Origin of the sequence: Providencia sp. JUb39, assembly GCF_012272845.1 — a bacterium.
GTDB lineage: Bacteria > Pseudomonadota > Gammaproteobacteria > Enterobacterales > Enterobacteriaceae > Providencia > Providencia lanzhouensis.
The window spans coordinates 1385190-1398220 of sequence record NZ_JAAWXD020000001.1 but is presented as its reverse complement, the minus strand read 5'-3'; the positions used below and the strand labels follow the sequence as shown (position 1 = coordinate 1398220).

Annotated in this window: 10 protein-coding genes; 9 read left to right on the top strand and 1 reads right to left on the bottom strand. The window is 40.3% G+C overall.

Translation table 11 applies throughout. From position 1 onward, the window contains the following. Positions 1-17: 17 nt before the first annotated feature. The 6 genes from HFU86_RS06230 (at position 18) to HFU86_RS06205 (ending at position 6218) form a co-directional block, all read left to right on the top strand. Positions 18-1346: an HlyD family type I secretion periplasmic adaptor subunit gene (locus HFU86_RS06230; protein WP_132494471.1), complete on the top strand. Its 1329-nt coding sequence runs from the start codon at positions 18-20 to the stop codon at positions 1344-1346. A 3-nt stretch (positions 1347-1349) separates the two neighbouring features. After that, positions 1350-3440: a type I secretion system permease/ATPase gene (locus tag HFU86_RS06225; protein ID WP_187128912.1), complete on the top strand. Its 2091-nt coding sequence runs from the start codon at positions 1350-1352 to the stop codon at positions 3438-3440. A gap of 173 nt (positions 3441-3613) precedes the next feature. Beyond that, positions 3614-3907 carry a LexA regulated protein gene (ybfE, locus tag HFU86_RS06220; RefSeq protein WP_036951793.1) on the top strand — a complete coding sequence of 98 codons (294 nt, stop codon included), beginning with the start codon at positions 3614-3616 and terminating at the stop codon, positions 3905-3907. 154 nt (positions 3908-4061) lie between these two features. Further along, complete coding sequence (gene fldA / locus HFU86_RS06215; RefSeq protein ID WP_036951795.1) at positions 4062-4589, top strand: flavodoxin FldA; 528 nt, start codon at positions 4062-4064, stop codon at positions 4587-4589. A gap of 229 nt (positions 4590-4818) precedes the next feature. Beyond that, entirely contained in the window at positions 4819-5265 is a 447-nt protein-coding gene (gene fur, locus HFU86_RS06210) for a ferric iron uptake transcriptional regulator (protein ID WP_036951797.1), read from the top strand. A gap of 431 nt (positions 5266-5696) precedes the next feature. Continuing rightward, entirely contained in the window at positions 5697-6218 is a 522-nt protein-coding gene (locus HFU86_RS06205) for a bactofilin family protein (protein ID WP_243698942.1), read from the top strand. A 176-nt stretch (positions 6219-6394) separates the two neighbouring features. Here HFU86_RS06205 and ansB read toward each other — a convergent pair whose 3' ends face one another. Further along, a complete protein-coding gene (gene ansB / locus HFU86_RS06200) occupies positions 6395-7438 on the bottom strand; it encodes an L-asparaginase 2 (RefSeq protein ID WP_132494465.1) in 1044 nt (347 codons plus the stop codon). A 215-nt stretch (positions 7439-7653) separates the two neighbouring features. Here ansB and ycaO point away from each other — a divergent pair, with 215 nt between their 5' ends. The 3 genes from ycaO to pflB all read left to right on the top strand — a co-directional run bounded on the left by ycaO (position 7654) and on the right by pflB (position 13010). Then, positions 7654-9408 carry a 30S ribosomal protein S12 methylthiotransferase accessory factor YcaO gene (gene ycaO / locus HFU86_RS06195; RefSeq protein ID WP_187128911.1) on the top strand — a complete coding sequence of 585 codons (1755 nt, stop codon included), beginning with the start codon at positions 7654-7656 and terminating at the stop codon, positions 9406-9408. A 373-nt stretch (positions 9409-9781) separates the two neighbouring features. Next, positions 9782-10639, top strand: coding sequence for a formate transporter FocA (focA, locus tag HFU86_RS06190; RefSeq protein ID WP_036951809.1), 858 nt, complete (start codon positions 9782-9784; stop codon positions 10637-10639). A gap of 88 nt (positions 10640-10727) precedes the next feature. After that, positions 10728-13010 carry a formate C-acetyltransferase gene (gene pflB, locus HFU86_RS06185; RefSeq protein ID WP_187128910.1) on the top strand — a complete coding sequence of 761 codons (2283 nt, stop codon included), beginning with the start codon at positions 10728-10730 and terminating at the stop codon, positions 13008-13010. Positions 13011-13031 lie beyond the last annotated feature (21 nt).

Below are 13031 nucleotides of genomic sequence, written 5' to 3'. Positions count from 1 at the left end.
TCACACGGATGTTAACCATGAAAAAAAAACCAGCGCTCTCTCGCTATAACAGTTTTCTACCTGCACATTTAGCGATTCTAAAAACACCGCCTTCTTATTTGGCATTTACCATAGCTATCAGTATTAGTATTGGTATTTTTATCGCTATTGCTTGGTCTTACTTTGGCAAATTAGATGTTCAAGCGACTACTCAAGGAAAACTCATCGTTTCAGGGCGCACCCAAACCATTCAAGCCTTTGAATTAAGCCGCTTACAGCAAATTCACGTTGCAGATGGGCAACAGGTAAAGCAAGGGGATCCATTACTCAGTGTTAAAGTATTAGGCGTAGACCAAGATATCCTTAGCCAACACTACCAAAAAAACTTTCACGCTAGTGAAGAAATGATCCACCATGCCCTACTCAACCAGCAATCCATTGAAATTTCTGCTTATTACAGCCAACTATCAGCTATCGAGCAAGCTCATGCACAGCTCAGCTATCAAACCATTAAAAAAGAGTATGAAACCTTACTCAACGAAATAACCAATGAAATTCAGCTTAATCGCGTTAACTTTCAAGCGAGAGAACGAGAGTTAAAAGACATCAATATCTTAATGAATAACATTAAAAAACGGCTCGATGCGCATACCGCCCTGAGTCAAAAACAGTTAATCAGTCAAAAGGAATTTTTAGAACAGGAGCGTGAATTACTGCTCGCAAGAAAAGAAAAAACTACCAAACAATCCGAACTCTCTATATTAAATAGCCAACATCATGCTTTGCTCGAAAAGCAAGATAGGATTAATGCGCAAAAACACCAAGAATGGCATGAGAAATATCAGCAAGCTAAATTCAAATTTGTTTCTCTTGAACAGGAATTGATTAAAAACCAAGAAAGAAATCAGCTTGAAGTTATTCGCGCACCAGTAGATGGAACCGTGCAACAAATTGCGGTTTATACCCTAGGAGCTGTATTACAACCAGCACAGCAATTGATGGTTATTGTACCCAATAACCATGTGCAATTAGCTGAAGTCAAAATACTCAATAAAGATATCGGCTTTATCCAAGAAGGTTTAAAAGCAGATGTCAAAATTGACGCTTTCCCTTATACCCGCTATGGAACTATCGAAGGCGAGGTATTGTCCATTTCCCGCGACAGCACGCAAGATGACAATCTAGGTCTCGTTTATTTAGCGCAAATTGGTTTAAGCAGCAAACAGCTATTAGTGGAAGGCGAACAAGTTGAAATGACTCCTGGTTTGTCCATTGTTGCTGAAATAAAAACAGATAAACGACGATTAATTGATTACCTATTAAGCCCAATTAACGAATATACCGCCACAGCCATGAGAGAGAAGTAATCGATGGAACAGCAAAATAATAATGGCTTGGAAGCCTTAATATGGGTTGCTAATCATTTTCAAAAAAATGTCACTCAAGAACAATTAATGCATGCCATTGGTATGCAGAATGACTCCCCCACAGATTTTGAAATCAGACAATGTGCACAGATTATTGGTTATGAAACAGAGCTCATTTCTCTCACTCGACAACAGATGCAGGATATTCCATTACCTGCTTTGGTGTTGATTAATCAACGCTGGCATATTATCACCCAAAACTCACCGCTCACAGTGATTTCACCAAAAGAGGACGATGAGGAACCATGGAATGAATCCCCCAAATACAATTACTCCGTCATTTTAATTAAAGAGCAGTTGGAGAAAGAACAAAAAAGAGCGTTTGGCCTCAATTGGTTTATTCCATCTATTATTCGCCAACGTTTTAAACTCAAAAATGTCTTTATTCTTGCTGCAATTGTGCAATTTTTTGCACTCGTAAGCCCCCTACTATTTCAAAATTTAATCGATAAAGTACTTGTCGGGCGCAGCTTACATAATTTACATGTTATTGCCTTGGGAATATTAGCTATTGCTATTGCAGAACCTGTTTACAGCTTTATTCGTGATAAAATTTTCAGTCATACGAGCACACAAATTGGCTCGGAGCTATCAGGTAAAATTTACCGTCATTTAATGGCACTGCCGCTTAGTTATTTTAAATTAAGACCCACAGGGAAAATCATTGCACGTGTCCGTGAATTAGCCCATATACGCCAATTTTTGGCTGGCTCAACACTGATGCTGTTTATTGATTTTATCTTTGTGATCCTTTTTATCGCCGTCTTATTTTCGTATAGCAGCCTGATGACATGGACACTAGTAGGCTCTATGGGGGTCTTTTTTGTTTTGTGGATGATATTAGGTCCAATCATTCGTCAGCAAACGGAAAAATCCTACCAAGCCGATGAAAACGGACTCACATTTTTAACTGAATCAATAACTGGTATCGAAACCGTAAAAACAACAGCAACTGAAAAATACTTTTTCCAACGTTGGCAAAAATTACTCAGTCAGCAATTGAGTCAAGGTTTCAAAGTTTCCATGCGTAGTGTGGTGGCAACACAATTAATGACGTTAGTTAGTAAAGTGACTACCGCTATTCTACTCTGGCTTGGCGTTAATGAGGTTTTGGCTGGAAATATCACGCCAGGAGAACTTGTCGCTTTCAATATGTTAAGTGCTCACGTTACTCAGCCTGTTCTACGATTTGCCCAAATTTGGCAAGACTTCCAACATACCATTATTTCTCTGCGTCGCGTTGGTGATATTCTTGATAAACCTATTGAAAATGAACGACAAGGCATTGCCAGCTCAAGCACCATTCAAGGGGAAATTGAGTTTCAAAATATCCGCTTTCGCTATCAACCTGAAACCCCTGAAGTGCTAAGTAACCTGACTTTATCCATCAAAGCCGGAGAATTTATTGGTATCACAGGGCCATCTGGTTCAGGAAAAAGCACCCTCACCAAATTGTTACAGCGGCTATATATTCCTCAACATGGGCAAGTTATTGTTGATGGAATGGATTTAGCGGTGACAGATACTGTCGCGTTACGCCGCCGAATGAGTGTCGTCCTTCAAGAAAGTACCCTTTTTGTAGGAACAATTGCAGAAAATATCCGATTAAGTTACCCACAAGCGAGCGAAGAGCAATTAGTCCATGCTGCAAAATTGGCTGGAGCCTATGAGTTTATTATGTCTCTGCCTGAAAACTTTAATTATCATTTATCTGAAAAAGGGTTAAATCTCTCTGGCGGTCAACGTCAGCGTATTGCCCTTGCTCGAGCCTTAATTACTGAACCTGATATTTTAATTCTCGATGAGGCCACCTCTGCGCTGGATTACGAATCAGAATCTGCCATCATGAAAAATATGCCGTTAATCACGCAAGGCAGAACTGTGATTAGCATTGCGCATCGCTTCAATACTATTATGAACGCCGATAAAATTTACGTGATACGAAATGGTGAAGTCGCCGAAGCGGAAACTCATCAGAACCTTCTAAAACTGAATGGCCTTTATGCCAATTTATGGCAACAACAGACGCGTTAACCTGAAGAAAAAAGCATCACTTACTCTTTGGGTGATGCTTTTTTCTTAAAAGTGCTTTTTTTTTAATCTATTAGATGAATTAGCGGGGTATGCACCTATGGTACTAGGGGTTCAGCTAGGGTATCATTGCCCGCTGAATTACTGGCACACCCCTTCCGTTAGCAATAGTAGATATGGCAAAAGAACAAACTGACCGCACCACACTGGATTTGTTCGCAGAAGAACGCAGGCCTGGGCGACCAAAAACTAGCCCGTTGTCGCGGGATGAACAATTACGAATCAATAAGCGAAATCAGCTAAAACGAGACAAAGTCAAAGGGCTACGTCGAGTTGAGCTGAAATTAAATGAAGACGCTGTCGCGGTCTTAAACCAATTAGCTGAAGAGAAAAACATAAGCCGAAGTGAGCTAATTGAAGAAATTTTGATGGCTCAACTTGAGCAGGTTAGTGAGACAATTGATCGCTAGCCGTATCTGGGTAAATCACACAAATTTGACAGACTAACACTGTTTTTTTCGCCAAAATAAGGCGCAAAATTTTACCTATTTTCGTTCTATTTTTAGTTCTAGCAGAATCGGTAATTTATACTCTCTACTAGAAAAACAAGAGGTTAATCACTTTATGGCAGTTATAGGCATTTTCTTCGGAAGTGACACAGGTAACACAGAAAATATTGCCAAAATGATCCAAGAAAGATTAGGCAAAGATGTTGCAGAAGTTCACGATATTGCTAAATGCAGCAAAGAAGATATCGAAGCGTTTGATATCCTACTTCTTGGCATCCCTACGTGGTACTACGGTGAAGCTCAGTGTGATTGGGATGATTTCTTCCCAACATTAGAAGAAATTGATTTTGACGGTAAGCTTGTCGCACTGTTTGGCTGTGGAGACCAAGAAGACTACGCAGAGTATTTCTGTGATGCGATGGGAACTATCCGTGACATCATTGAGCCGCGTGGTGCAGTGATCGTCGGTCATTGGCCAACTGAAGGCTACCACTTTGAAGTTTCTAAAGGTATGGCGGACGATAACCACTTTATCGGTCTTGCTATCGATGAAGATCGTCAACCAGAACTGACCGAAGAGCGTGTTGACGCTTGGGTTAAACAAATCTCTGAAGAGATGTCTCTGGCTGAAATCCTTGGCTAATAATGACATAGATTGTCAATTAAAAGCGTGAACCATTCGATATGATGGATTATTCCTCCTATCTAATGGACTCGCTTTTAAGAACGAATCAAAATAATGAGACAATGCATGGTTTCTATTTTTATTTTCCATGCCTATAATTGTAAATCAGTTTAGAAGACAACTGGATTTTTGTTAAAAACGTCTCATTATTGTTAAATTTATGATTTAAAATACAGGACAAGCCCGCATGACAGACAATAATAAAGCATTGAAAAATGCAGGACTCAAAGTCACTCTTCCAAGATTAAAGATTTTGGAAGTACTTCAGGAGCCTGAGTGCCATCACGTCAGTGCGGAAGATCTCTACAAAAAGCTGATTGATATTGGTGAAGAAATCGGGTTAGCCACTGTTTACCGCGTATTAAACCAATTTGATGATGCTGGCATTGTGACTCGTCACAATTTCGAAGGTGGAAAATCCGTATTTGAATTAACTCAGCAGCATCACCATGACCACTTAATCTGTTTAGATTGTGGCAAGGTTATCGAATTCACTGATGAATCAATCGAAAAACGTCAGCATGACATTGCTGCTCGTCACGGTATCAAACTCTCTAACCACAGTTTATATTTGTACGGTCACTGTGCTGAAGGTGATTGTCGTGAAAATAGTGCAGCGCACGAAGCTAAATAATGACTTATTTAAGCGCGGATAACTAAAAGCGCGCTTTATTTAATGAATCATTTAATGTTAAAAATACCCACTTAATGTTTATTAGTGGGTATTTTTATTTGAACATACTTAACATTTCCCTATTTCTACTCTTTAGCTGAAAATTAGCGACTATTTTTTAAAAATACATAGCTTCATTTCCTCAGATAAAACCAAAATCATCCTCTATTCTTTAATTTGTTATGTGCTATTTTAATTTATACTAATTATCAAATTTGTGTGTAAGAGATTAAGGAATGAAGAAAACATATCTGTTTTTGAACATAAGTTTTTTCTTCTGGTTTCTTACTTTGATAGCGTGGTTTTTTAGATATACCGTCGTGGCATCCGTTGCCTTTATATCTTCAATCATTTGTTTAGCTTTATACTTCAATTACAAAAAGGTTAGTCGCATGTTCAATAAAAAACAAAGCAAACCAGAACCCACTCCCACTATCAATAAAGAAGAAATCATGCAGCAAATTGCTGAGGAAAAAATGCAAGTATCGTCACCAGTGATCAGCGAAGAGAAAACCAATACCATCATCGCCAAAGATGTTGTTTTTGAAGGCAATATTACCTCTAATGAACAAGTTCATATCTATGGCACAGTCATTGGCAACATTGTAGGTAAAAATAATACCGTTAAAATCATGCAAAATGGTCAAGTTACCGGCAATATCACCAGTAATGAATTGTGGGTGAACGGTAAAGTGGAAGGGGAATGCATTTCAGAAACCATTAGTATTGATACCAATGGTGAAATCTACGGCACGATTCGCTATTCAAATTTATCCATCAAAAAAGGCGGAATTTTTTCTGGTTTAGCAGAAGTCAAATCTGCGGTTAAATCAGAAGATAATGTTGCCGTATTTAAAGAAAAATCCAAACAAGGAAAACCAGAAGCTCAAACACCTGACGTGGGTTCTTTATAATTAAATTTGTTAAATAGATGATATAGAATTGCTCGATAATAACTGAATTACCTTATTTATAGGTATTTATTGTCGAGTTATTTTGATTATACAAATTAGCTCATCACCAAAAGAACACATTTTATACGTAATAAAAATAGAATAAAGGCGACATTTCTGCCGCCTATTATTAAATATTAATATTGTTCAAACATCTCTTGGATTTTTTTCGGATCTTTCGTTTGTGTTAATGCTAATTGCAGTAACACACGAGATTTTTGTGGATTCAATCTTTCAGATGCCACAAATCCATATTCGTTATCATTCACTTCTGCATTTCGCGTTGTATAGCCGGTCGGTACTCGACTAGAACGCACCACGACAACATCCTCTTTCGCTGCATTAGCTAATGCATCAAAAATAGTTTTATACATATTCCCGTTACCAACACCGGCACTCACTATACCTTTAACACCTTCTTCGCGCAGTGCTTTTACTGGTGCTGAAGATGCATTCGCATAGTTATAGACAATACCCACTTCCGGTAATTTATCTAATTTGCTCACATCAAAAACAGGTTTATCCCCACGCGGCTGAGGCGTTTGATAATAGGTAACCTTACCATCATGAATATAGCCTTCTGCCCCCGCATTCACGGCATCAAAGGCTTGAACTTCTGTTGTGCTCATTTTCATAACATTGCGACCTTGGATCACTTTGTCATTCATCGCCATCAACACGCCACGCTCTCCAGCTGATTTATCAGATGCTAATACGACGGCATTGTATAAGTTCAATGGACCATCTGCGCCCAAAGCCGTGGAAGGACGCATTGCGCCCACCATCACAATCGGTTTTTTACAGGCAGTAGTTAAATCAAGGAAAAAGGCTGTTTCCTCCATGGTATCAGTACCATGGGTAATCACAAAACCATCAGTTTTATTGCAATCTTGATTGATTTTTTTGGCGAGAGTTAACCAAACTTGGTCATTCATATCTTGAGAACCGATATTCACCAGCTGCTCACCACTCAGGTTAGCAATTTTTTTAGTCTCTGGTACTGCATTAAGTAAAGAGTCAATTCCTACTTTTCCAGCTTGGTAGCTTGAACCTGTTGCTGATTCTCCACCACCCGCAATGGTTCCGCCCGTTGCCAACACCGTAATATTCGGTTGTGCAAATGCTGATGCGGCAAACAGTGAAACCAGTGTGGCTAACAGCGCTTTATTTCGGTTTTTCATCCTATTTTCCTTTAACTAAAATTAACGAGCATAATATTAAAAATAAACTCACGTTATTATGTGGATTTAATCTGAGAGTTTTGTGATCGACTTTGTCATTTTAGTAAATTTTAATTTTTCGCTATTTTTCTGTCTTGAATAAAAAGCGTGAGCACTAAGCAAAAAGCCCGTATCATAGCCGCTATCTGAAACAAGCCATTTACAAGTGACTGACAATGAGCCAAACATTTATTCCCGGCAAAGATGCCGCACTCGAAGACTCCATTGATGCATTCCAAACCAAACTGAAAAAATTAGGATTCAATATCGAAGAAGCCTCTTGGCTGAATCCGGTTCCAAATGTTTGGTCCGTACATATTCGTGACAAAGAGTGCCCGCTGTGCTTTACCAACGGTAAAGGCGCAAGTAAAAAAGCGGCTTTAGCCTCTGCTCTCGGTGAATATTTTGAGCGTTTATCCACCAACTATTTCTTCGCGGATTTCTATTTAGGTAAATCCATCGCAGAAGGGGATTTCGTTCATTATCCTAATGAGAAATGGTTCCCGTTAACTGAAGATGATAGCCTGCCAGCCGGTTTGCTGGATGAGCGCTTAATTGCTTTTTATGATCCTGACAATGCACTCGCAGGAAGCCTGCTGATTGACCTGCAATCAGGTAATGAAGAACGCGGTATTTGCGCCCTGCCATTCACTCGCCAATCTGACAACAGCACCGTCTATATTCCAATGAATATCGTCGGCAACTTGTATGTGTCTAATGGGATGTCAGCCGGAAACACTGCAAACGAAGCCCGTGTACAAGGGTTATCCGAAGTGTTCGAGCGCTTTGTTAAAAATAAAATTATTGCCGAAAGCATTAGTTTACCAACGATCCCTGCTGATGTGATGGCCCGTTACCCTGGTGTAGTCGCTGCGATTGAAACACTGGAAAACGAAGGCTTCCCTATCTTCTGTTACGACGCCTCTTTGGGTGGCCAATTCCCAGTCATCTGTGTGGTGCTGTTTAACCCACAGAACGGGACTTGTTTTGCCTCTTTCGGCGCGCACCCTGATTTTGGTGTTGCCTTAGAGCGTACAGTCACTGAATTACTGCAAGGTCGTGGACTGAAAGATTTGGACGTGTTTAACGCCCCAACCTTTGATGATGAAGAAGTTGGTGAGCACACAAACTTAGAAACTCACTTTATCGATTCTAGCGGTTTAATCAGCTGGGATATGTTTAAAGACGATGCAGACTATCCATTTGCGGATTGGAGCTTTAAAGGCACCACGACAGAAGAATTTGCAACGTTAATGGCAATCTTCAACAAACTTGACGCAGAAGTGTATATCGCAGATTACAGCCATTTAGGTGTGTATGCCTGCCGTATCTTGGTGCCAGGTATGTCAGATATCTATCCTGTAGAAGATTTGCATATTGCCAACAATGCAATGGGTGCTTACCTGCGCGACACCATTATGTCCCTCCCTGATAGTCAGTGGGAAAAAGAAGATTATCTTGCTCTCATTGAACAATTAGATGATGACGGATTAGATGACTTTACCCGTGTGCGCGAGCTGTTAGGTCTGGCTGTTGGTAAAGACAATGGCTGGAGCAATCTACGTATTGGCGAATTGAAATCAATGTTAGCCTTAGCGGGTGGCGATCTTGAACAAGCATTAGCTTGGGTTGAATGGACACAAGACTTCAACAGTTCCGTCTTCACGCCAGAACGCGCTAACTACTACCGCTGTTTGCATACTCTGCTGCTGCTTTCCCAAGAAGAAGAAAGAGAACCTGCTCAATACTATCAAGCTTTTGTCCGTATGTATGGTCAAGAGGCGGTAGATGCGGCGTCAGCAGCAATTGCGGGTGAATCAAGCTTCTACGGATTATGGTCAATTGATGAAGAGCTCAAAGCATTACCTGCTCATCAAGGGCTTTTAGCAGCTTACGAAAAGCTACAAAAAGCTAAGCGTGCTAATGCTTAATTAGAAAACCCTCCACTAAATCCATAGGCTTGGTGGGGGCTTAAGGTGATCTGAGATAAAAGCCTCTGGGCTTTTATCTTTACTTAAGCAATATTTAATTTCAATCACATAATAATTATCGAAATTCATTAACAATCATCTGTAACATTTTACTTATCGAGAGCGTTTTGAGCTGTTTTATAAAATTTTTTTATAAAATTTAAAAAATATTTTTCATATTGAAATCAAATAATTAGATGAAATTTTGACGTTTTTTGTGCTGTTTCCACCCCGTTCTCTCAACACTTCATGATCCACATCAAATTTATCGTCACACCCGTTTGTTACTATAATTGCGTGCTATAATTAATCAACTTTGTAAGAGAGTGTTAGTATGAAAGCTGACAACCCTTTTAATTTATTATCTCCTGCTGTCATGGCGCAAGTTGCTGATGATGCAGGTGTTTATAAAACGAACAAACATCCAGCTATTACCTACTTGTCAGCATTCACTGCTGGTATCTTTATCTCTATCGCTTTCGTTTTCTATATCACTGCAACGACAGGTGCAGCAAGTGCTCCTTACGGTTTTACTAAACTGATTGGCGGTATCTGCTTCTCCCTTGGACTAATGTTAGTTGTTGTATGCGGTGCTGACTTATTTACATCCACTGTTCTTACCATCGTATCTAAAGCAACAGGCAAAATTACTTGGGGAAAAATGTTCCTCAATTGGTTCAACGTTTATATTGGCAACTTAATTGGCGCACTGTTTTTTGTCGCTATTATTTGGTTTGCAGGCCAATATGCTGCGGCGAATGGGCAATGGGGGTTAAACGTTCTTCAAACGGCTAACTACAAATTGCACCATACTTTTGTTGAAGCTGTCTTTTTAGGTATTTTAGCTAACTTAATGGTTTGCTTAGCAGTTTGGATGAGCTATGCCGGTCGTAGCCTAACTGACAAACTGGTAGTATTAGTTCTGCCAATCGCAATGTTTGTCGCTAGTGGCTTTGAACATAGCATTGCAAATATGTTTATGATCCCTCTAGCTATCATGATTAAAGAATTCGCCCCTGTTGAATTTTGGTCAAATATCAACATGGCACCAGAACAATTTTCTAACTTAACAGTTGGAAACTTTATTACCGAAAACTTAATACCAGTAACTATCGGAAATATTATTGGCGGCGCAGTGTTAGTCGGCCTGATTTACTGGTTAATGCATCTACGTAATAGCGAAAAACATTAATCGAAATTGGTTAATATGCTCGATATTACAAGTACACAAAGATTTATTAAGATCCCTCAAAGATCCATTGTTAAAAGGTAAAAGTATCATGTCCGAATTAAATGAAAAATTCGCTTTAGCATGGCAAGGTTTTAGCCAAGGTGACTGGCAGAATAACGTCAACGTCCGTGACTTTATTCAGAAAAACTATACTCCGTATGAAGGTGATGAATCTTTCTTAGCAGGCTCTACTCCAGCGACTGATAAGCTGTGGGAAAAAGTCATGGAAGGGATCAAAATCGAAAACCGCACTCACGCGCCAGTTGATTTTGATACAGACGTTGCATCAACAATCACTTCCCATGATGCAGGTTACATTAGCAAAGACTTAGAAACTATCGTTGGTTTACAAACTGACGCACCTCTGAAACGTGGCCTTATCCCGTTCGGTGGTATCAAAATGGTTGAAGGTTCATGTAAAGCTTACGATCGCACTTTAGATCCTAGCCTGAAAAAAATCTTCACAGACTACCGTAAAACCCATAACCAAGGTGTTTTCGATGTTTATACTCCAGACATCTTAAAATGCCGTAAATCCGGTATCTTAACCGGTTTACCAGATGCTTATGGTCGTGGTCGTATCATCGGTGACTACCGTCGCGTTGCGCTGTACGGTATTGATTTCCTGATGAAAGACAAGTTCAACCAATTCACCTCTCTGCAAGAAAGATTAGAGAAAGGTGAAGACCTGCAAATGACTATCCAACTGCGCGAAGAAATTGCAGAACAGCACCGTGCACTGGGTCAAATCAAAGAGATGGCTGCTAAATATGGCTACGACATCTCCGGTCCTGCAACTAACGCACAAGAAGCTGTTCAATGGACTTACTTCGGTTACTTAGCCGCTGTTAAATCTCAAAACGGTGCAGCGATGTCATTTGGTCGTGTATCTACGTTCTTAGACGTGTACATCCAACGTGACTTAGAAGCAGGTAAAATCACAGAAGAACAAGCGCAAGAACTGATTGACCACTTAGTCATGAAACTGCGTATGGTTCGTTTCTTACGTACTCCTGAATACGATGAGCTGTTCTCTGGTGACCCAATCTGGGCAACAGAATCACTGGCTGGTATGGGTCTTGATGGCCGTACTATGGTGACTAAAAACACTTTCCGTTTCCTGAACACACTGTATACCATGGGCCCATCTCCAGAGCCTAACATGACTATCCTGTGGTCAGAAAAACTGCCAATGAACTTCAAAAAGTTCGCAGCAAAAGTGTCTATCGATACTTCATCTGTACAGTATGAAAACGATGACTTAATGCGTCCTGACTTCAACAATGATGACTACGCAATCGCATGTTGCGTGAGCCCAATGATTGTTGGTAAACAAATGCAGTTCTTCGGTGCTCGTGCAAACTTAGCGAAAACTATGCTGTACACCATCAACGGTGGTGTGGACGAAAAACTGAAAATGCAAGTCGGTCCTAAACATGCTCCAATCATGGACGAAGTTCTTGATTTCGATACTGTGATGGACAAAATGGACCACTTTATGGATTGGTTAGCAACTCAGTACGTCACTGCGCTGAACTGCATCCACTTCATGCACGATAAATACAGCTATGAAGCAGCACTGATGGCACTTCATGACCGTGATGTTTACCGTACAATGGCATGTGGTATCGCAGGTCTATCTGTTGCAGCTGACTCACTGTCTGCAATCAAATACGCAAAAGTTAAACCAATTCGTGACGAAGATGGTATTGCTATCGACTTCGAAATCGAAGGTGAATACCCACAATTTGGTAACAACGACCCACGTGTTGATGACATCGCTTGTGACTTAGTAGAACGTTTCATGAAGAAAATCCAGAAACTGCCTACTTACCGTAACGCGGTTCCAACTCAGTCAGTTCTGACCATCACGTCTAACGTTGTGTATGGTAAGAAAACAGGTAATACCCCAGATGGTCGTCGTGCTGGCGCTCCATTCGGACCAGGTGCTAACCCAATGCACGGTCGTGACCAAAAAGGTGCGGTTGCATCACTGACTTCAGTGGCTAAACTGCCGTTTGCTTACGCGAAAGATGGTATTTCTTATACCTTCTCTATCGTTCCAAATGCATTAGGTAAAGACGACGAAGTGCGTAAAACTAACTTAGCGGGTCTGATGGATGGTTACTTCCACCATGAATCCTCTATCGAGGGTGGTCAGCACTTAAACGTGAACGTTATGAACCGCGAAATGCTGTTAGACGCAATGGAAAACCCAGAGAAATATCCGCAACTGACTATCCGTGTATCAGGATACGCTGTGCGCTTTAACTCTCTGACTAAAGAACAGCAGCAAGACGTTATTACTCGTACTTTCACCAGTACTCTGTAAGACTTTGCTAAGATTCTATAA

Coding starts and splice junctions, on each gene's coding strand:
- ybfE (WP_036951793.1), top strand. CDS start 3,614: ATGGCAAAAGAACAAACTGACCGCACCACACTGGATTTGTTCGCAGAA.
- pflB (WP_187128910.1), top strand. CDS start 10,728: ATGTCCGAATTAAATGAAAAATTCGCTTTAGCATGGCAAGGTTTTAGC.
- ycaO (WP_187128911.1), top strand. CDS start 7,654: ATGAGCCAAACATTTATTCCCGGCAAAGATGCCGCACTCGAAGACTCC.
- HFU86_RS06205 (WP_243698942.1), top strand. CDS start 5,697: ATGTTCAATAAAAAACAAAGCAAACCAGAACCCACTCCCACTATCAAT.
- HFU86_RS06230 (WP_132494471.1), top strand. CDS start 18: ATGAAAAAAAAACCAGCGCTCTCTCGCTATAACAGTTTTCTACCTGCA.
- fur (WP_036951797.1), top strand. CDS start 4,819: ATGACAGACAATAATAAAGCATTGAAAAATGCAGGACTCAAAGTCACT.
- fldA (WP_036951795.1), top strand. CDS start 4,062: ATGGCAGTTATAGGCATTTTCTTCGGAAGTGACACAGGTAACACAGAA.
- HFU86_RS06225 (WP_187128912.1), top strand. CDS start 1,350: ATGGAACAGCAAAATAATAATGGCTTGGAAGCCTTAATATGGGTTGCT.
- ansB (WP_132494465.1), bottom strand. CDS start 7,438: ATGAAAAACCGAAATAAAGCGCTGTTAGCCACACTGGTTTCACTGTTT.
- focA (WP_036951809.1), top strand. CDS start 9,782: ATGAAAGCTGACAACCCTTTTAATTTATTATCTCCTGCTGTCATGGCG.